The following is a 19,033-nucleotide window of genomic DNA, read 5'->3' as shown; positions in this document are numbered from 1 at the left end:
AGAATGGCTTACAGCCAGCGAAACATATGAGCCGAAAGCCATTTCGGCCTCCGGCCCCGATCTAGAAGCCCGATTGGATTCGGGAAAAGACAAGATTGGTGAAGATCGAGATCTGCGAGCCGACGAAAGGGGCCGTGATGCCGATGGTCACCATGACGGCGACGATCTTCGGCACGAAGGTCAATGTCGCCTCCTGCACCTGGGTCAGCGCCTGAATCAAGGCGATCACCAGACCGACAATCATGGCCGCGAGAACCGCCGGGCCGGAAGCCACGAGCACCGTTCGGATCGCCGCCTGGAAGATATCCAATGCATCGGCTTCATTCATGACATCTTCACCTCAGGTTCAGCCAGCTCCTCATGAGCTGCTGCTCTAGTTCGTACTCGACGAATCGCCGGTGCCAGTATCGCTCGATGATGTCGTCGTATCAATGGCCGTGCCAGCCGGGGCAATCGTCACACCGGCCTGGATCAGGACCTTGTCGCCCGCCGTGGTCTGGGCGATGACACCGTCCGAATAGACGGTTACTTCCTTGATCGTGCCCGTGACCTTGCCGTCGGCGCTCTGGATTTGCTTGCCGATATAGTCGGACGCCTGCGAGATCCATTGGTTCTGCAACACCGTTTCGAGGTGTGAGTTCGTCTGGATCTGCTGCTCGACCTGAGAGAAGCTGGCAAGCTGTGATATCTGCTGGGTGGCATCCATCGGAGAGGTCGGATCCTGGTTCTTCATCTGTGCGATGAGGAGCTGCAGGAAGTCGTTATAATTCAGGGTGGCGCTCGCCGAGGCTGCGGCAGCGGTTTTGGAGGAACCGCTCGTGCTGCTGTTGACGGCATCTACCGCTGCCATGGGGCAATCTCCCGGCGAATGTGTTCGATCGTGGCCGCGGGCATCTCCTGATTATTCAGAATATTGTCCTCGACCGGATAGAGCCCGCGGATCGCCTTCAATGCATCGAAGGCGCGGCCGGTGGCCACGAGGCCGTCGATACGCTTCAACTCGGCCAGCACTTCCTCATTATGGAAGCAGGACAGCAGCATGACGATCGACTTGCGGAACATCGTCGTCGACTGTTCCTTGCCTTCGGGATTGATGAGGATCATCTGCGCGATGAAATAGAGCTGGCGCAGCGGGGTGTTGGCGTCCTCTGGCTGAAGCACGTGGTTTTCAAGGAGGAAGGTCACATCATTCAGGAATTCCAGGGCGACCTTGCGATCGACACGCAGAACAGCCCCATTGATAAAGATCTTTTCCCCGGCTTTAAGCGATATGCGAAGCGTACTTTTCATTTAAGTCCATCCCTGATGATGGTGGTGACATCGATGATGCCTTGATAGTTTTCCGACTGGCGCCGCCGGATCCGATCGCATTCCTTCAATATCCAGATGGCGATCGAAATTAAGTTGGCGCGCAGTTCGACATTGAGCTGGTTCTCCGGACTTTTCAGGTCCTCGACAAAGCTGACCCATACGCGCCGCGTATAGAACAGGGCTTCAATCGCTTCACGGCCGTATTTCCCCGCATCACGGGCCGCAGAGAGAAGGGCAATCGACCGGTCCAGAACTTGTCGTTCTCGCTCTTTGGCGTCGGCCACTGCATCCTGCATGACTTCCGCATATGAGAACTGATACATTCATGCATCCTTCCTGGTCATTACTTCCCTTTGATCATCAAAGGTAATTTACAAGGCTTAACTGTTGGATCTTCGAGACGATGGTGTAAGCGGTCTGAAGCTGCGTCTCGAGGCTATTGACCTTGGTGGAAGCCTCGTAGGGATCCACTCCCGTCAGGTCGCCAATATTGGTATTGAGAATGGTCTTCTGGGCATTCAGAGCGGTGTTTGCATCCGTCAGGCGCGACTGAGAGAGGCCGAGCTGGCTCGCCTGGGTGTTAAGTCCGTCGATCGCCTGGCGCGCATAGCTGGTCGCCTGGTCGGTGACTGCATTCAATGCATCCTGACCAAGACTGGGCGTCGTACTCATCAGCGAATTGGCAACGGTCGTTGCGAGTGCCAGATAGCGCATACCCGACGAATTCGCATTTGTCGACGAATCGATGACTTCAGAGTTACTAATCCGGTTGGTCATGTTCTGATCCGACGCACTCGACCAGCTGGACCAACTACTGTCGGACGTGACCATCGGCTCGACAATGGTCGTGATGAAGTCCTTCATCTGGGCGCCGCTGAGCTGGTCAACGGTTGTGCCATTGTCCGTGGCATACTGCGTCAACGCTGTCTGGATCGCCGTGGTCGCCGCCGCGGAGTTGTCTGTCACGGGCTGCACGTCGGTGTTGGTGCCTGCAAAAAGATATTCGCCGTTGACCATGGTATTGGCGTCCGCAATGAAGCTGGACATGGTCGCCGTGGCCGTCTGCTGCGTCAGCGACACGCTACTACCGTCGGTATTGCCGCGCAGCGCTACCAACTGATCCATGAACTTCTGGGCCTGGGAACTCATGTCGCTCAAGGCAGTCTGCGACGACGTCATTCGCTGGTTTGCGATCGAGTTGCTGCTGAGGATCGAATCGATGCGCGTCACTTCCCTCGTCAGATTAACGTTCTGCGTCGTGCCGCTGCCCAACGAAACGCCAATATCCGCATAGGTACCTGTCGTGGCCTCAGTCGATGCATCCGTCATCTCGTTCTGCGCTTGACGGATCGTCTGACGCATGGAGTTCTGAATGGCTGTGCTCGAAATGAAAGAAAGTTTCATGGCTTAGCTCGCAATATCCAGTACCGATTGAAGCATCTCGTTGACTGCATTCAATATCTTGGTTCCAGCCTTGTAGGACTGTTCGATATCCATCATCAGCGTCAGCTCTTCGTCGAGATTGACACCGGTCGCGTTTGAATAGGCGCTTGAGGAGCGCGACAGTGCCGCAGACGTGTTTTCACCCGCCGTCGTCGCCGCGCTGCGCTGCCCCTCGAGCCAGCCGATAGAGCTGGACGAGTAATCCATGAGGCTGGCGCTGGTGTCGGAGCCCGCAGTGGAGTCGAAATCCATCTTCGTGTTCATGGCGGTGATGTAGGCATCCAGCTGGGTGGAATAACCGCTATCGCCGCTGGCGTTGACGACATAGTCCGTCCCGTTGATACCGCCGTCGCGCAGGAGGTTCGGATTGCCGCCCTGCGACGCGATCAATGCCGGGTTGACGGTGATCGAGCCGGCCATACCCGTGACGACGGATGCGCTGGTTGGAACAGTGCCGTCGCTCCAGGTAAACAAACCGGTCTGCGCCGCTGCGGTAGGATCCGTCTGGTTCTTCTCCGAGAAGACCGTTACCAGACCGCGCGCGATTTCATCGAGTTGTTTCTGGTAGGTCGGAGCGACGTCGTCTCGAACCTGCAACGACGCCTGGAGGCTACCCTGCGCCGTGGTGGCGGCGCCCTGACCCGCAGGCAATGCAACACCGTCGATGTAGACATTGTTGCCGGGAGTGCCTGCCGTGTAGGAATTCGTCGGCGTAAAGGTCACCGAGCGCGGAATGGTCTCGAAGAGGGTCGCACCGTTTGTGGTGTAGAGCGCCACGTCGTTGTTGGCGCGCGTCACCGTCGTCACACCGACAATCTGCGAGATCTGCTTCAAGACGGAATCGCGTTGATCGAGCGCATCGGCGACCGCGCTCGATGTAGGCCCGGCGGTTGCCGTCGCGGACTTGACCGCGTCGTTTGCCGTCTGAAACTGATTCAACAGACCGTTCAGCGTATCGACATCGGACGCGATCTGCTTGTCGGCATCGGCCCGGGTGCTCTGCACCACGGTCGTGGCGTCGTTGAGCCCCGTAGCAAGGCTTTGAGCTGCATTGATGGCGGATTGAGCCGCCGTGGTGCTGGACGGCGACCCCGCATAAGTCTGCATCGCTGTCTGAAAGGCAGACAGGTAGGTCGCAGGTGCGGTCTCGTTGTCGTTGCCGCCAATCGTCGCTGACTGAAGGCTGTTATAGGCCTTCAGAAGCAGTTGTTGCGCAGCGTCGGCCGACGCGTTGCCGAGATAGGCCTTCTGCAGCGCCGGCTCATCGGCGCGAGCGATCTTCACCACCTGCGCGCCAGACATGTCGGTCGTCAGCATCGCCTGGCGACGCGAATAATCCGCGTTGCTAGCATTGGAGATATTGTTCGATACGACGCTGCTCTGCGCGCCGGTATTGTTGAATATCGCCTGTGCGTTATTGAGTGCTGTTGTGAGCGACATGACTGACTCGATACCCTATCCGTTTTAACGTTGGAGTTTAACGTTGGAGGTTGACGAGAACGTCGAGAAGATCGGAACCGGCCTGGAAGACCTTCGAGTTCGCGGTGTAGCTCTTCTGCGATACGATCATATTCGTCAGCTCCGTTGCGAGGTCGACATTGGATTCCTCCAGTGCGTTGGACTGGATGTAACCGAACCCGCCGCTCTGAGGCCAACCGCTGACCGTTACGCCGGACACACCATTCGCCGAATAGACGTTTCCGGTTTCCACGGTCAGATTGTCCGGGCTTGACACGGTGGCGAGCGGAATGCGGTAGAGTGCCTTGGTCGAGCTGTCCTTGTAGACGGCGTTGACAGTGCCATCCTTACCGACGGTGACGCTCGTCACCGGGTTGGGAGCCTGACCGTTCATCTTGCCGGTGGCGCTGAAATCGGTGGCCACCTGGGAGAAGCCGGTCATATCCATGGCAATCGTCTGCGAGTTGGATCCGAAGGTGACGTCGAACGTCCCGCCCGATGTCAGCGCGCCATTGCTGTCGAACGTCAGGGTCGTGCTGCCGACGGGGCCTGAAGAATAGGGGAACGGCGTGTCGCCCGAAGCGGCGTCAGCCTTGTTGTAGATCGAGACATCCCAGGTGTTGTCCGCAGTCTTGGTGTAATAGACGTCGAAGGTGACGGCGTTGCCCTGACTGTCGTAGCCTGTGATCGACGCCTTGCTCGTGTCGGTGGTGACCGGCGCCTGGTTTTCGGACGGCAGATATCCGGTCGCGCTGCTGGTGGCGATCTTGGCATTGGAATTGAGATTGCCCGACATGGTGCCGGTCGTCGTTGCGACCGCTGTTACGCCACTCTGGGTGACATTGATCGGCACCATGCCACCAAAGCCGTTGACAACAACCGAGGGGGAGCCAGCGGCGGCGGAATAGCCCATCAGCGTAAAGCCGGCGGAATTGACCAGGTTGCCGCTGGCATCGGGCGAGAAGTCGCCGGCGCGGGTCAGAAACGTTTGTCCCGCCGCGCTCTGAACGACGAAAAAGCCGTTACCCTGGATTGCAAGGTCGGAGCTCGAAGTGGTGGCCGACACGTTGCCCTGTTGCGAAATCGCATAGTGAACCGAAGTCTCCACGCCGCCGGAATTGTAGCTGCCGCCGGAAGAAGGCAGCACGAGCGAGGAGAAGCTCGTCGACGCCTCTTTGTAACCTGTCGTGCTGGAGTTGGCGATGTTGTCCGAAACGGTCCCCAAACGATTCGCCTGTGCGTTCATCCCTGAAACCGCGGTTTTCATGCTACCGAAAATGCTCATCTGGAATCCTCGTTTTCCTTCTTGCGACTGAGAGTAGGTGGCGGGCCTTGCGTGAAGCTGTCTGAGAGGAGGAAAAGTCATTCATCGCGAGGCGACTTTTCGAAGAGCGTCGCCTTGCATCCGCCCGCGCATCAGCGAGACGCCAAATGGTAAGAGACGACGCACCTTAGAAAGAAAACACAGCCTGACGACTGCTCAAGCAAAAGCCCGAGAATCGCTGGATTCTCGGGCTTCTGCTTGAATTCAACTGACTGGAGGCAGGATCGGGAGCTTCAGCTCCAATCGATGCAGTAACCCAGGAAGCGCTTGGAATCGACCGGATCGAAACCAAGCTTCTTGCGCAGCTTCTTGCGCAGCTTCGAGATATGGCTCTCCACCACATTTTCTTCGACTTCCTCATCGAAGATGCCGTAGATCGCATTGAAGATTTGCGTCTTGGTTACCCGGCGGCCGCGATTGGCGATCAAGTATTCCAGGATGCGCCGCTCACGCCGCGGCAATGCAAAAACATCACCGTTGATTTCCGGGTCGCGCCCATCGGCAAAGATGCGAATCGCGCCGATATCGGTATAGTTGGTGATTGCCTTGAGCCTACGACGGATTGCCGCGGCCCGTGCTAGGATCTCCCGCGGATGCACCGGCTTGCGGACCACATCGTCGACGCCACAATCAAAAAGCGCAAGAGTCGATTCGAGCGAGGGATGATCGCTGACCGCGATGACGGGCGCCATCGTCCGATCACGGATCGCCCTGGGAAGCTCGTATACGTGCTGTCCCTGCCCGATCAGAAATGCTTCGACTGCCGCAATATCGCCCTCTGCCGCCGTCGTGACCCATTCGCCAAATTCGCGAGGATCAAATCCCGTGGATGGGATGCCTTCCCGTCCAAAAAGTGAAGTATATCCGTCTTTAACAAGCTCTCGCTCATCAACCACTACGATCATTCGTCCGCCTCCGAATCAGTGTGGTGTTTCGATGAACTATGGGTACGAATCGGGCGAATCACGAACAACTGTCGGAAATGAGTGACGGGAATTAATAATTGATTAACTTTCGAGGGGCGATTTGCACTAGATATAGTAGGTGCTCGGCAATTTACACCGATAAAAAAGTAGTTAGTTATTACATTATTAATATATGTAATTCAGGCCATCTCGCGGCTGTCAACTCCATCGAAAGAGTTAGTGACGGCTAACCGGAAGGGGTATGCAACCTATAGGTTGTCTAGTCCTGGCAGAAGGTCGCCGCGTTGGGCGTCCATTTTCCATAGCCGGTGGCAACCAGATTGGCGATCACGCGGCAGACATAGACCTTCTGGGCGGGGTTATTGTTCGGACCGGCATGGTATCTAGCTACCGCCATCGTCCATGTCTCATGCTGGTCATGGAGATTGCGGAGAAACTTTGCGGCATACTCGACGTTACTGCGAGGATCGAACATAGCGGCAACAGAGGGAAAATTCTCGCCGTGGAAATACTGGTTTATCTGCATGCAGCCGATATCGATAAGCTTTGCGCCGTTCTGTCGCGCTGCGGCGAAAGCTTGCAGAGCGGCATTTTCGGACGGCGGGAAGACCGGCCGGCCTTCAATATTGAGGGCGTAAGGATAGAGCGAACCCTTGCGTCCCGTTTCCGTCAACCCGACCGAGTAAAGAATTCCTTCCGGTATTCCGTATTTCGCGGCGGCCGACTGAATTTCACGTTCGCAGAGGCCGGCGGCACCGTTATCGGGTGGCGTCGCGTTTCCGGATGCGAACGCCTCACAGGTAAACTGCGCCAGAGCGAGAACGCTGAGCGTTGCCAGCAGCGCCATCTTCCACGCCGCGCTCACCCGAGCTGCGATTGCCGTCATTGCCATTTGCCTGCTGTCCCGAATAGTTCTGGCCCTTCGGACGTGCATCGCCGCCTTGCCCCTGGTTCAAGAGGGATTGCTGTTGCGACTGCCCCGATCCGGATTGCCAGCTGCCGCTGTCGGACTGCTGATCCGCATTCGAAGCCATGGTCACCGTGATGCTGTCGACCTGATAGCCCTGAGCCCGCAGCGCATCGACCATGCGGCTCTGATCGGCATGGAGCTGTCTGTAGGCCTCGCCCGTCTGCACCTTCAGGTCGACGCTCAACTGGTCGCCGGAGAGCCGCATGGTGGCCGTGACATCGCCGAGATTGTCGGGACGCAGCTGGATCTTGAGGGTGTTGACGACCTTGCCGGTGCTCGTCAAGCTTGCTGCGTTGGAGAGCGCCGAGCCCGGCTGCATCGCAGCCGACCATTCGCGATCGCCGGCAAGCGAACCGGCAACGAGCGCCGAGTTGGGGCTGGCGGTCAGGCCCAGATAGCGGCGACTTTCGAGCACTGTGACCGCCTGCCCATCGCCGTTCGCGGAGGCCGCCACATTGACATCTGCCGCGTCGTGACCATTCTTGGTGATCGACATGTCGAGCGCGCCGCCTCGCCCGTCTGCGCGCGTCAGCCGAAAGGTCTGCGCCGCATCCGCTCCATTGCCGTCGCTTGGCAACGCCGCCGTATTGTCCGACGAGTCTTGCGTCAGCGCCGCATTGCCGAGTACAGCTCCCTGAACCTTCGTATCGCCGCCTGCAGCCTGACTATCTGGGACCGTTACGCCTTGCACCGCGGCAACGGTCTGCGGAGCGTTGAGGAGCGACAAGGCGTCAGAGATCGTGCCAGCCGCATGGGCGGATTGCGTTAGTGAATACTTACCGTCATCCGTCGTCGAGGTGCCTTTGCCGCCCTTTACGACCGGTGCCTTGCCGTCACCTTCGGCTGGCGCCGGCTGGTCAGCGGCTGCGGCCACCTCGACCAGCTGCTGCGCGATATCCGCAAACTGATCCAGGACCTTGGGCTGCGCCGGCACGTCACGCGCCTCGGGAGAAGGCATAGCTGGATCAGTCGTCGCTGCGGTCGGATCGGTCGTTGCCGCGGCCGGGTCGGTATCGGAACCGGCCGAAATGGCTTTTTGAAGCTCTATCAGAGATTTAGAGAGGGTCGCCGTCCCGGCACCCTGCCCGAGCTTGGCGCCCTTGGGAAGGCTGGGAAGATTGGCGAGATCGGCGGCGGAAGTATCGATCATTCCAGCCCCGGCATTGATGCTTTCATCGATAACCGAAGTGCTGGGAGCCGGAGCGTCAGGCGCCTGATCGCCCGATGCCGCCTTCCCGGTGTCCGCATTCCCGTTCATATCGGCAGCGACTTTCGCGTCCGGGCCGGCACTCGTCCCGGACGTGTTACGTCCGTTGCCGAGTGAGCCGGTCAGCGCATCCAGAAATCCCTTGCCGTCATCCTGTTTTCCCGGGCGCGCGCCCTTGGAGGAAGCAAGAACATCCACCCCTGAAGAGGCGCCGGATATACCGATGTCGTTCATGATCAGTGACTTTCCTGCTTCAACATGCCGTCGATCGCATCAAGCTTCGAACGGCTCGTCGTGACGAATGCGTTGAACGAAGGGTCGGCCTCCTGCCGCCCTCCCTCCGGGGTAAGAGCAGCGCTTGCCGCGGCTCCCTCCTCAACACCCGCCGTGCCGGGCAATTGGCCTCCCGGTTGATTCGTCACAGCAGCATCGTGTTCAGTACTCTGTTGGTTGGGCAGGTTAGGAACAGTGCCTTGCCCGAGGCTTACGGGGTCGGGTGCGCGTAGAATCTCCTGCGCCACCGCCTTGGCGGCATCGCGCAACGCACGATCCTCCGCGTTCAGTTCACCCGCAGGCATCTGGTCGAGATTGTTGACCGCCGATTGCAAAGCTGGCGTGGATACGCCCGCAACCCCGCCGTAGAAGCCCGCCAATGCGCCGAAGGCATCGCTGCCGTCGTTTGATATCGCCTGGGCGCGACCGGCCGCGAGCGTCGCGAGATCGGACTTGCCGGCGATCGCCGCACGGCGTGCCATACGCAGATAGATTTCCCGTTGCCTGGGAGGATCCATGAAGGAGAGGATATCGACGATATCCTGCTGTTTGACAGCGGAGTCGTGATCGACGACCAGCTGCACGAAAAGATCGGCGAACTGGCTTGCATAGGGCGAATGCAGAAAGCGCCTCGTGTAGCGCCGCGCGTATTCGAGCCCTGATGGCACCAGCCCGGCATCGGTGCACAGGGCAAGCGAACGTCGAAGTGCCGATTCCTCTACGATCGTCCCCGGCGCGGTCAAACGCGCCCAGTCATAAAGCTTCAAGGCTGCCGTCGGGTTCTTTCCGGACATCACATTGCCGGCAACCAGTGCGAGGTAGGGGCCGATCGGCTTGTCACGATATTCCCTGGCAATGTCGGCGAGCGTGTTGACGACCAGAAGACCCTTGCCGTTCAGATACTTCCTGAGAACGTCGGCAACCCGGTTGTCGAAATTGCCGTTGACGTCACGCGACATCAGATATTCGAGCGTTGCCGGATTGCCACCGCTCATGGTGTAGATCAGGGCCGCATCGACGTTACGGTCGTCGTCGAAGACCGCCTTGTCCACATTGCGCAGGCGCTCATCGATGGTGGCCAGCATGAAACGCTGCATTTCACCGGCGGAGCTGTCGCCTGCGACGACGGAATCCTGGATGAATTCGAGCGACCGCAGCATCTTGTAGAGTGGCAGGACGTCCTGCCCCTCGGCGCGAACACCACCCGGCACGAGCATGCCTAAGGTCAGCGCGAGCACAAGGCTATGACGATGCTGTTTGCGCGCCATGGACTATCCCTGTTTGCCTTGACCTGACTTGCCCTTGCCCGGAATGGGCTTCACGGGGTTCTGGGTATCGGGAGGTGCCTGGTCTTTCGACGCCTGGCTCGACGGGTTCGCAATCAGGATCTCGATACGGCGATTGGCGTCGTTGAAGGGATCGTCGGGCAATTTCAGGCGCCGGTCTGCAAAGCCGGAGACCTGCACGATCCGCTTCTCATCCAGTCCGCCGCTGGTCAGCATATAGTAGGCACTCTGGGCGCGGTCGAGCGACAGCCGCCAGTTGTCGTTGCGGCCGCCAACCATATAGGGGCGGCCGTCGGTATGACCCCGGACCAGGATCGATCCCTTGCGCTCCGCCAAGATCTTGCCGATCTTCTCCATAGCCATCACCATTTCCCGGCGCGGCACGGCTGAGCCTATGTTGAACATCGGATCGTTGCTCTGGTCGGAGATCGTCACCAACAGACCGCCTTCTGTCGACGTAACCTGCAGACCCTCGGCCAGCTGGCCCGCGACACCGTTGATCTCAGCCTGTATCGCCTGCTGCAGTTCCTTGGCTTCCTGCTGCTGCGCCTTGGTCGGCGTCGTGCTCTTGCCCTGCGCCACGGCGGCGTTGTCCTCGAAGGTCGAGGCATCGCTTTGCCCGGCGGCGCTCGCGGTCTGTGCCGACTTCCCTGCCCGATTGTTCTGCTGCTGCGCGCCGGATGCCTGCTGCTCGCTCACCGTCGGTTGCTGTTCGGGGGTCTGCAGTTGATTAGCCGGCTGGCCGGTATCGGCCGCGGTTGCCTTGGAAAGCGCGATGACTTCGCCCTTTGGCGACTGATCCGACTTGGCGGACTGTTCCTCGTTCGCATTCTTCGACGCGCTGGAGACCTTGACCTGCTTGGTCCAGAAATCCGGATCGAATGGATCGCGATAGGCTTGACCGCCGTCCGCGCCCGTGGCCGGACCCGACTGGGCGGCACCGCCCTCACCCTTGGCGCTGACATTGGCCTGCTGACCGACTTCCTGTGCGATTTCCGCCAGGACCGAATAAGGGTTCTCGAAGAAGTCGGCCTCCGAGTAGTTCGTCTGGTCGCCGGAGGTGGACGTCAGGTCTTCGCCAGTCTTGGCGGATTTGCCGTCGTTCGGTCTGTCCTGCGGCTGATTTGACTTCTGCTGATTCTTCTCGCCTTCAGCCTGGTCCACAGGCTTCTTGACGCCCTTCTCCGTCGGCTTCTCATCGGCAAGCTTGATCGGATTGAAATAGGAGGCGACCGAGGCCTTCGTCTCCTCGTTTGCAGCGTTCACCAGCCACATCACCAGGAAGAATGCCATCATGGCCGTCATGAAGTCGGCATAGGCGATCTTCCATGCGCCGCCGTGGCCGCCTTCGTGATCGCCGCCGCCATGACGCTTGACGATGATGATCTCGTGCTTGCCCTGATTTTGATCGCCGTCGCTCATTTCAGAATCTCTCTCAGACTGGCGGCCCAGGCGGACATGCGCGTCACAAGAACGCTATCGCCGATGGTAACGGCGAGATCGACATCCGGCGCCTCGACGTGGCGCAGGAGAGCGCCATCGTCGCCGAGATGGTCTTGAAGGGCTTCAAAGAGATGATGCGGCCCACTGACCACCATCGGGCCGGCGCTGCCGTCGAGGATCGCTGCCTTGACCAGATCGGCAAGATCAGCGACAGCGCTGGCGGTCAGCGTTTCGGTCATGATCGGTGCAAGCGCCGCGGCTGCTTCCGCGCTGATCGCCTGGCCGAGCATCGCCGCCATACGCGTCATGTCTGCCGCAATCCTTTCCGCTGCCTGCTCCTCGTAGCGCGCTCGGAGGGCGTCGATTTCACTGCGGAACGAGTCCGCCATGGCATCGAGCTCAGCCTGATGCTTCTCAGACAGTTCCTGCGTGGCCGCCTCGTGCCCTTCCGCATATGCCTCGCGGCGCTCCGCCTCGATATCAACCGGCGGCTCTACCGGACTATCCGGGACAAAGGCTGTCTCGCCGAATGGCATGTCCGCCACCTCGGAAGGTGGCACCTGCTCTGCACTGAAATCCTTGAGGTATCGGGATAATACCAAGCTCACGCGTGTATCTCCCCGTTCGCATCGGCATGGCGTTGCGAGTGGATGCCATAAGAGGGCCGAACAATTCCCATGCTCAAAACGTCGATCATCACGCTTCCGGTTTCCGTCCTGTGGCTGCGCTGCCGGAAATGACGACTGATGTCATCGGCAAACTGCGCAACCATGCCACTGCGATGGACCGTAGGCAGTCAAACTTGTGCGAGGATGAAGACGGGACCGCTGCCGATCTGGCCGCGCCGCCCCACCATCATTTCCCTTGAAGGAGAATCAACACCTTGCTCGCCATGCTATTGGCGATCGACAATGACTGAACGCCCATCTGCTGCGCCGTCTGAAGGGCATTCTGCCGCACCGATGCCTCTTCCATGTTCGTATCGACAAGATCGCCGACGCTGCTCTTGATGGCGTCACTGAGCTTTGAAATATAGCTGGACTGATCGTCGATGCGCGACTTCATCAGGCCAAGGGTCGAATCCGCCGCGGTTGCAGACGTCAGAAGCGAATTCGTGACATTGAGCATATCCGTCAATTCAGCGTCCGTCGTACTGCTCGAGATCGAGATCTCCGTCCCACCGGCCGGCGTCGTGCCGCTATCGGCGGCCAGAAGATAATAATTGCGGGCCGTAGTGCTGCCGCCGCTCGAGGTGTCGAACGTGCTTGCATCGACATTCTTCGTCAGCAATCCGCGGCTCGGATCGGCAGTATCGATCATCAGGGTTTGCGAACTGTCGTAGTTGATCGACACGGGGCTTATCTGCCCGCTGGCACCGCGGGTGAAGTTGCTGATGACGGATTGCTGCGTCGTGGCCTGCTGATTGGCATTGTAGAGCCAGTTCTCGCCGGAGAAGGACGCCGACTGCGTGACCGATTGCAGCTGGCCCTTGAGCTGCTGAATATCGGCATTGACGGCATCCTTGTTCGTGCCGGGCTCCTTTGCAGAAACCAGCTTGGCCTGGATCTGGGTCAGCAGGCTTACGACTGAATCCATGGCCGTGGACGCCGTGTCGACCTTGGAGGAGCCGAGGCCGAGTGCGTCCGTAATCGTGGAAAGACTGCTCCGGTCCGAGCGCATCGTTGTCGCCATCGACCAATAGGTGGGATCGTCGCTTGCAGTTTGGACGCGAAAGCCGGATGAAACCTGCTGCTGCACGACACCCAGGTCTTTGTTGACTCCGCGTAACACGGTCAGTGCCGCGGACGTGGCACGATTCGTCGTCACATTGCTCATCTGAATATCCGTAATTCCATTGGAACTGGCAAACCGGGCCGATCCGGCAGCAACGATTGGCCTCATGCCCACCAGCGGGAGATATCCCAGCACGGCCCGTCGCTAAAACAAGGTGCCGAAATCGCTCCAAAGAGATCGAAAAACGGCCCTGCGCAGAAAACTGCAAATCAGTTACGCGGCAAGGTTAACAAAAGCTTATGCGCGGCGACAAGAGAGAAAAGCCGCCGCGCCATCTCAAGGTAAGCTCCGGTCAAGGCTCACTTGAAGAGCGCCAGGACGTTCTGCGCGCTGCTGTTGGCGATTTGCAGCGATTGGATCGCCAGTTGCTGCTGCGTCTGCAATGCGGAAAGCTTGCTCGACTCTTCTTCCATGTTCGCATCGACGAGCTTGCCGACGCCGGAGTCGATCGTGTCCCGCAGGGAGGAGACGAAGCTGGTCTGCAGATCGATGCGGGTCGAGAGCGAACCGAGCTGCGAAGCGGTGCTTGTCATGGCGTTGAGGGCGCCCTGTACAAGGTTCATCGATTTGGCGATATCACCGCCCGTCATGTTGGTGATATCGAGGCTGAAGACGGAATAGGCTGTGCCGTTGATATCCTGCTGGGTACCGAGGATGCCCGAACTGGTATCGATGGCGCCCGTGGCATCCGCGCCGAACATGACATTGCCCTGCGATCCGGTATCGAAGCTGTAGCTGGTGCTGTTGACGGCGACAGTACCGTCATTGTTGCGCACAAAGGAAGAAACGACGGAAGCCGACGCGCCATTGACGGCATACATCCAGTTCTGTCCGGAGAAGGAGGCGGATTGAGCAATGCTCTCCAATTGCTGCTGAAGCTGCGCGAGCTCCTCCTGCACATCGGCCTTGTCGACGCTGTTTTCGGTTGCAGCGACGAGCTTGTCCTTGATCTGCTGAACGACGGTGATGGAATTGTCCATGGCCGTATAGGCGGTATCGACCTTGGCGGCACCCAGCCCCAGCGCGTCGGAGACGGCGGAAAGCGCGCTGTTGTCGGAACGCATGGTGGTCGCAATCGACCAATAGGCGGCGTTGTCGGATGCCTTGGCGACACGATAGCCGGAAGAAACCTGGCTTTGAGTATCTTCGAGGTTCGTATTGATGGAGCGCAGAGTCTGAAGAGCGGACATTGCCGCGTTATTGGTGAGAATGCTGGTCATCGAAGGGTGCCCCTTGTGGCTGAATTTGGAAGGGACATTCCGGTCTGCGGCCGGGAACGGCAATCAGCCTCATGCTTGTTAACCGGCTCTTAAGAGTGGTTAACCAACCGTTGCGTTAGCTGCAAATGACAGCATTAGCCTTAACAAAAGGTTAATGCCGTGCGTAAAAGTTAACGGAATCATACTTTCTGGAGAATAGCTGATCAAACTCTCGGGGATTCCATATGCACCACCTTGCATTGCGTATGCCCAGGAGTCTTTCGCAACACGTGCATGAAAGCGTCGATTTCGGGGTGATCTTGCCATTTTGGAGCGTTTGAACAATGCAAGTCAGCCTCGCGCCATCTTGGACAGCATAGCATTGCGCCGATCGGACGAATGTCGAGTAAGACGCGGCCGGGCGGCAATGTCGGCACAACGGCCGAATACGAGGTGACGATGTTTAGCTTGCAGGAGGCCGGGCGGGTGGCGGATGATCGCCATCAGCGGACGAGCCTCGATCCCGACGACTGGCAGGCCTTGCGCAAGCAGGGTCATCAGATGCTGGACGACATGTTCGATCATCTGCAAACACTTGCTGCAAAGCCGGTCTGGCAACCCGCCCCGTCTTCCGGACGCGCGCTGTTCGATGCACCGTTGCCCATCGAAGCAAGTGACCTCGAAGATGTCCATGCGATTTTCCGCGACAACATCCTCCCCTATGGCAGTGGCAATATCCATCCGGGATTCATGGGTTGGGTGCAGGGCGGCGGCACGGTTACCGGCATGCTTGCCGAAATGCTCGCTGGAGGGCTGAACGCCAATCTCGGCGGGCGAGATCATATGCCGATCGAGGTCGAACGCCAGATCATCCGCTGGACACGCCAGATATTCTCGTTTCCGGATACGGCCGGCGGCATATTCCTGACCGGCGCATCTCAAGCCAATTTCGTAGCGGTGCAACTTGCAAGATGCCGCAAACTCGGCACCGATGTTCGTGCGACAGGGCTATCCGACGAAGCTCGTCTGGTGGCCTATGCGTCGCGTGAGGTGCATGGCTGCGTGCCGCGCGCCTTCGAGATGTCCGGGATCGGCAGCGATCAGCTGAGGCGCATCCCGGTCAACGCCGCCGGGCAGATCGATATCGAGGCCTTGGAGCAGGCGATTCTGCGCGACAGGCAGGATGGGCATACGCCGTTCCTCGTGATCGGAAGCGCGGGAACCGTCAATACCGGTGCCGTTGACGATCTGGCCGCCCTGCGCGGCATCGCCGACCGATACGATCTTCATTTTCACGTCGACGGTGCACTGGGCGCGCTGGGTATCCTGAGCGAGGATCTCGCCGATCTGTTCGCGGGCATCGAGACCTGCGATTCGCTGGCCTTCGATTTCCACAAATGGGGCCAGGTACCCTACGATGCCGGCTTCCTGCTCGTTCGAGACAGCGAGTGGCAGCGTCAAACCTTTGCGTCGGAAGCCGCCTATCTCAGCCGCGCAGCCACGGGCCTTGCCGGCGGCGACTGGTGGCCCTGCGATTACGGTCCGGATCTTTCCCGCGGCTTCCGCGCGCTGAAGACCTGGTTCACCCTGAAGACCTACGGCGTCAAGGCGCTGGGCAATGCGATGAGCGCGAATTGCATGCTGGCGCGCGGCCTTGCGCAAAAGGTCGAGCGAGAGCCGGCCCTGAAGCTGCTGGCGCCTGTCGCGCTCAATATCGTCTGCTTTGCCTATGTCGGCCCCGACTGCAAGGCGCCACCGGCCATCAACGCCGATATCGTCGAACACCTCCATGCCGAAGGCCGGGTTGCTCCGTCTCTGACCCATCTGAACGGACAGCCGGCAATCCGCGCCGCGATCGTGAACCATCGCACCCGACAGGCGGACATAGACGCGCTCGTTCAGGGCATTTTGACACTCGGTTCCCGACAGGATCTACGCCAATGCTGATGACCAAAGCCCCCATTGCCGCCCCGGTTTCTTCAGACACATGGGCTGGCGCCCGCATACTGGGCATGCAGAGGATCGTATCGCTCATCTATGCCGGCCGCGACGTGACGCCGCTCTGGAACGAGCTGATGCAGCGCGCGACGGCGGATCCTACCGATGCCGCAACACTCCTGGACATGGCGACGATCCTGCAAACACTGAGCCGCACCGAGGAGGCCCGCCAGATCCTGCACAATGCCGTGCAGCTGCGCCGCGATTTCTGTGTGGTCCACGGCAATGGAACCGGCCCCCGCCTTCTGGCCTTCGTCACGGAAGGCGATTTCATGGCGAACACGCCAGTGGACTTCCTGCTGGCGGGCAGCAATTGTGTGTTGTGGCTGCGCTACGTCGACCTCGAAACCACCGCGCTCGCAGATCTGCCGGAATACGACGTAGCCTTCATGGCAATCGGGGAATCGACCGAAAACGCGCCTCTCCTCGCCCATATGGAAAAGCTGCTTGCGGGTTTCGACGGCCCTGTCATGAACCGCAATCCCGAACTGATCAGCAGGCTGACACGTGACGGCGTGAGCGAAATGCTGGCCAACGAGCCATCAATCCTCTCGCCGACCACCTATCGCGTATCACGCCAGGATCTCGTCGCCGTGGGCGCGGGTGTCAAACGCCTGGAAGATTGCGTTCCGGGTCTCGCGTTCCCGCTCGTCATCCGGCCGATCAGCACCCATGCCGGCCACGGAATGGAGCGCATCGCCGATCTCGCGGGACTGTCAGCCTGGCTGGAGATACAGCCGGCTGCCGAGCTTTACGTCGCGCCCTTCATCGATTTCCGCGGGCCGGACGGCTACTACAACAAGCAGCGCGTCGTGTTCATCAACGGGAGGGCTTTTGCGAGCCACATGGCGCTTTCCGACCATTGGATCGTGCACTATCTGAGCGCAGGCATGGGGCAAAGCGCGGCAAAGCGCGCCGTCGAGCAGGCCTGGATGGAGAACTTCGATACGGACTTCGCGGTTCGTCACAAGACCAGTTTTGCAGCTCTCCACCGCCACATCGGGCTCGATTATTTCGGCATTGACTGCGCCGAACTCCCCGACGGGCGCCTGCTGGTGTTCGAGCTCGATGTCGCGATGGTGGTCCACAATATGGATGATCCGGCCATCTATCCCTACAAACAGGTCGCCATGCGCAAGCTGTTCGACGGTTTCGTCGATGCGGTTTGCGGCAAGGCTGGCGCCACACTCGCGGCCGCTTCGTAGAGGCCACTGCAGCAGCAAGCGACAAAAAAGGAAAACCGCGCCTTTGGCAGGCGCGGTTGACTTCTTGTTCAGGAAACTCGACCGGCGCGCTGCGCCGACGCTTCCGATTAACGGAAGAGCGACAGGATCGACTGCGTCGAAGAGTTGGCGATCGACAGGGACTGGACGGCCAGCTGCTGCTGCGTCTGCAAAGCGGACAGCTTGCTCGATTCCTGTTCCATGTTGGCGTCAACCAGCTTGCCAACGCCCGATTCGATCGAGTCGGAGAGCGAAGAGGCGAAGCTCGTCTGCAGGTCGATGCGAGCCGAGATCGAGCCAAGCTTCGAACCCATGCTGGTCAGGGCGTTCAGAGCGGTCTGAACCATGTTGAGGGAGGTGGAGATCTGGCCGCCGGTCATGCCGGTGATGTCAAGGCTGAAGACCGAGTAAGTGCCGGTCACGGTGCCGAGAATGCCCGACGTCGTGTCGATCGAACCGGTCGCGGTTGCGCCGAACAGAACGTTGCCGGTTGCGCCGGAGTTGAACGCGTAGGACGTCGTGCTGACCGAAACGGTGCCGTTGGTGCCACGGATGAAGGAGGCAACAACCGAAGCGGAGTCGCCGCCCTTGGCTACGACCCAGTTTTCGCCGTTGAACGAAGCCGACTGGGCAACGCTCTGCAGCTGCTGCTGCAGCTGGCCGATTTCTTCCTGGATGGACGACTTGTCGACCGAGCCTTCCATGGCGGTGACGAGCTTGTCCTTGATCTGGCCGACGACGTCGATGGCGCTGGTGACGGCGGTGGTTGCGGTGTCAACCTTGGCGGCGCCGAGGCCGAGAGCGTCGGAAACGGCGCCAATGGCGCTGTCGTCGGACTTCATGCTGGTGGCGATCGACCAGTAAGCAGCGTTGTCGGAAGCCTTGGAGATGCGCAGGCCGGACGAAACGGCGCTCTGTGTGTTCTGCAGATCGGAGCCGATGCTGCGCAGTGTCTGGAGAGCAGCCATTGCGGCGTTGTTGGTAAGAATGCTCGTCATGATATTTTGCCCCTTTGGCAGTGGTTAAATAAGGGACATTCCGGACCAAAAACCGGTAACGGCATTCAGCATCATGCCTGTTAACCAAATCCGTTAAGGTTAACTCGCCGTTTCGATGGTCCTAAGAAACAGCAATATAGTTAAGAAAAGCTGAACCGTGTTAGGCCTGAAAATATAAAA

The 19,033-nt window shown here is 59.3% G+C and carries 18 protein-coding genes; 2 read left to right on the top strand and 16 right to left on the bottom strand.

What is annotated here, in order from left to right; translation table 11 throughout:
* Positions 1-61: 61 nt before the first annotated feature.
* From fliQ to FHT29_RS10870, 15 genes are all read right to left on the bottom strand, one after another.
* Positions 62-328, bottom strand: a complete 267-nt coding sequence (gene fliQ, locus FHT29_RS10940; protein WP_037203292.1) for a flagellar biosynthesis protein FliQ — start codon at positions 326-328, stop codon at positions 62-64.
* 45 nt (positions 329-373) lie between these two features.
* The gene (gene flgD, locus FHT29_RS10935) at positions 374-850 is read right to left on the bottom strand and encodes a flagellar hook assembly protein FlgD (RefSeq protein ID WP_037203290.1); all 477 of its coding nucleotides are present in this window, start codon (positions 848-850) and stop codon (positions 374-376) included.
* A complete protein-coding gene (gene flbT, locus FHT29_RS10930) occupies positions 838-1,290 on the bottom strand; it encodes a flagellar biosynthesis repressor FlbT (RefSeq protein WP_037203289.1) in 453 nt (150 codons plus the stop codon). Before flbT ends, flgD begins: the two co-directional genes overlap by 13 nt.
* Positions 1,287-1,634 (bottom strand): flagellar biosynthesis regulator FlaF, encoded by a 348-nt coding sequence (gene flaF / locus FHT29_RS10925; protein WP_037203287.1) that lies wholly within the window; start codon positions 1,632-1,634, stop codon positions 1,287-1,289. The genes flbT and flaF overlap by 4 nt, the downstream gene beginning before the upstream one ends.
* A 37-nt stretch (positions 1,635-1,671) precedes the next feature.
* Positions 1,672-2,715, bottom strand: coding sequence for a flagellar hook-associated family protein (locus FHT29_RS10920; RefSeq protein ID WP_047555963.1), 1,044 nt, complete (start codon positions 2,713-2,715; stop codon positions 1,672-1,674).
* A gap of 3 nt (positions 2,716-2,718) precedes the next feature.
* Entirely contained in the window at positions 2,719-4,194 is a 1,476-nt protein-coding gene (gene flgK / locus FHT29_RS10915) for a flagellar hook-associated protein FlgK (protein ID WP_047555967.1), read from the bottom strand.
* 37 nt (positions 4,195-4,231) lie between these two features.
* Positions 4,232-5,497, bottom strand: a complete 1,266-nt coding sequence (locus FHT29_RS10910) for a flagellar hook protein FlgE (RefSeq protein WP_037203282.1) — start codon at positions 5,495-5,497, stop codon at positions 4,232-4,234.
* 272 nt (positions 5,498-5,769) lie between these two features.
* Positions 5,770-6,441: a winged helix-turn-helix domain-containing protein gene (locus FHT29_RS10905; protein ID WP_037203280.1), complete on the bottom strand. Its 672-nt coding sequence runs from the start codon at positions 6,439-6,441 to the stop codon at positions 5,770-5,772.
* Positions 6,442-6,721: 280 nt separating this feature from the next.
* On the bottom strand, positions 6,722-7,309 hold the full coding sequence (locus tag FHT29_RS10900) for a transglycosylase SLT domain-containing protein (protein ID WP_037203279.1): 588 nt from the start codon (positions 7,307-7,309) through the stop codon (positions 6,722-6,724).
* A complete protein-coding gene (locus tag FHT29_RS10895; RefSeq protein ID WP_047555969.1) occupies positions 7,257-8,873 on the bottom strand; it encodes a flagellar hook-length control protein FliK in 1,617 nt (538 codons plus the stop codon). Before FHT29_RS10895 ends, FHT29_RS10900 begins: the two co-directional genes overlap by 53 nt.
* A 2-nt stretch (positions 8,874-8,875) precedes the next feature.
* Positions 8,876-10,180 (bottom strand): chemotaxis protein MotC, encoded by a 1,305-nt coding sequence (gene motC / locus FHT29_RS10890; protein ID WP_168599665.1) that lies wholly within the window; start codon positions 10,178-10,180, stop codon positions 8,876-8,878.
* 3 nt (positions 10,181-10,183) lie between these two features.
* The gene (locus FHT29_RS10885; RefSeq protein WP_047555975.1) at positions 10,184-11,620 is read right to left on the bottom strand and encodes a MotB family protein; all 1,437 of its coding nucleotides are present in this window, start codon (positions 11,618-11,620) and stop codon (positions 10,184-10,186) included.
* Positions 11,617-12,249, bottom strand: coding sequence for a hypothetical protein (locus FHT29_RS10880; RefSeq protein ID WP_168599664.1), 633 nt, complete (start codon positions 12,247-12,249; stop codon positions 11,617-11,619). The genes FHT29_RS10885 and FHT29_RS10880 overlap by 4 nt, the downstream gene beginning before the upstream one ends.
* A 247-nt stretch (positions 12,250-12,496) precedes the next feature.
* Positions 12,497-13,477, bottom strand: a complete 981-nt coding sequence (locus FHT29_RS10875; protein ID WP_047556378.1) for a flagellin — start codon at positions 13,475-13,477, stop codon at positions 12,497-12,499.
* Positions 13,478-13,734: 257 nt separating this feature from the next.
* Positions 13,735-14,655, bottom strand: coding sequence for a flagellin (locus tag FHT29_RS10870; protein ID WP_047555981.1), 921 nt, complete (start codon positions 14,653-14,655; stop codon positions 13,735-13,737).
* Positions 14,656-15,093: 438 nt separating this feature from the next.
* On the opposite strand from FHT29_RS10870, the gene FHT29_RS10865 reads away from it, so the two are divergent.
* Positions 15,094-16,581, top strand: a complete 1,488-nt coding sequence (locus FHT29_RS10865; protein WP_047556380.1) for a pyridoxal-dependent decarboxylase — start codon at positions 15,094-15,096, stop codon at positions 16,579-16,581.
* On the top strand, positions 16,575-17,837 hold the full coding sequence (locus tag FHT29_RS10860; protein WP_037203270.1) for a glutathione synthase: 1,263 nt from the start codon (positions 16,575-16,577) through the stop codon (positions 17,835-17,837). Before FHT29_RS10865 ends, FHT29_RS10860 begins: the two co-directional genes overlap by 7 nt.
* 107 nt (positions 17,838-17,944) lie before the next feature.
* Here the strand turns inward: FHT29_RS10860 and FHT29_RS10855 are convergent, their stop codons facing one another.
* Complete coding sequence (locus FHT29_RS10855) at positions 17,945-18,853, bottom strand: flagellin (RefSeq protein WP_113118244.1); 909 nt, start codon at positions 18,851-18,853, stop codon at positions 17,945-17,947.
* Between the last annotated feature and the right edge of the window lie 180 nt (positions 18,854-19,033).

The organism is Rhizobium sp. SG741 (assembly GCF_012275435.1).
Taxonomy (GTDB): domain Bacteria; phylum Pseudomonadota; class Alphaproteobacteria; order Rhizobiales; family Rhizobiaceae; genus Rhizobium; species Rhizobium lusitanum.
Note: the sequence above shows the minus strand (reverse complement) of the source record. Positions and strands in the feature narration are given on the sequence as shown.

Excerpts from the sequence above, each read along its gene's own strand:
- fliQ (WP_037203292.1), bottom strand. The coding sequence starts at position 328 with ATGAATGAAGCCGATGCATTGGATATCTTCCAGGCGGCGATCCGAACG.
- flgD (WP_037203290.1), bottom strand. The coding sequence starts at position 850 with ATGGCAGCGGTAGATGCCGTCAACAGCAGCACGAGCGGTTCCTCCAAA.
- flbT (WP_037203289.1), bottom strand. The coding sequence starts at position 1,290 with ATGAAAAGTACGCTTCGCATATCGCTTAAAGCCGGGGAAAAGATCTTT.
- flaF (WP_037203287.1), bottom strand. The coding sequence starts at position 1,634 with ATGTATCAGTTCTCATATGCGGAAGTCATGCAGGATGCAGTGGCCGAC.
- FHT29_RS10920 (WP_047555963.1), bottom strand. The coding sequence starts at position 2,715 with ATGAAACTTTCTTTCATTTCGAGCACAGCCATTCAGAACTCCATGCGT.
- flgK (WP_047555967.1), bottom strand. The coding sequence starts at position 4,194 with ATGTCGCTCACAACAGCACTCAATAACGCACAGGCGATATTCAACAAT.
- FHT29_RS10910 (WP_037203282.1), bottom strand. The coding sequence starts at position 5,497 with ATGAGCATTTTCGGTAGCATGAAAACCGCGGTTTCAGGGATGAACGCA.
- FHT29_RS10905 (WP_037203280.1), bottom strand. The coding sequence starts at position 6,441 with ATGATCGTAGTGGTTGATGAGCGAGAGCTTGTTAAAGACGGATATACT.
- FHT29_RS10900 (WP_037203279.1), bottom strand. The coding sequence starts at position 7,309 with ATGGCGCTGCTGGCAACGCTCAGCGTTCTCGCTCTGGCGCAGTTTACC.
- FHT29_RS10895 (WP_047555969.1), bottom strand. The coding sequence starts at position 8,873 with ATGAACGACATCGGTATATCCGGCGCCTCTTCAGGGGTGGATGTTCTT.
- motC (WP_168599665.1), bottom strand. The coding sequence starts at position 10,180 with ATGGCGCGCAAACAGCATCGTCATAGCCTTGTGCTCGCGCTGACCTTA.
- FHT29_RS10885 (WP_047555975.1), bottom strand. The coding sequence starts at position 11,620 with ATGAGCGACGGCGATCAAAATCAGGGCAAGCACGAGATCATCATCGTC.
- FHT29_RS10875 (WP_047556378.1), bottom strand. The coding sequence starts at position 13,477 with ATGAGCAATGTGACGACGAATCGTGCCACGTCCGCGGCACTGACCGTG.
- FHT29_RS10870 (WP_047555981.1), bottom strand. The coding sequence starts at position 14,655 with ATGACCAGCATTCTCACCAATAACGCGGCAATGTCCGCTCTTCAGACT.
- FHT29_RS10865 (WP_047556380.1), top strand. The coding sequence starts at position 15,094 with ATGTTTAGCTTGCAGGAGGCCGGGCGGGTGGCGGATGATCGCCATCAG.
- FHT29_RS10860 (WP_037203270.1), top strand. The coding sequence starts at position 16,575 with ATGCTGATGACCAAAGCCCCCATTGCCGCCCCGGTTTCTTCAGACACA.
- FHT29_RS10855 (WP_113118244.1), bottom strand. The coding sequence starts at position 18,853 with ATGACGAGCATTCTTACCAACAACGCCGCAATGGCTGCTCTCCAGACA.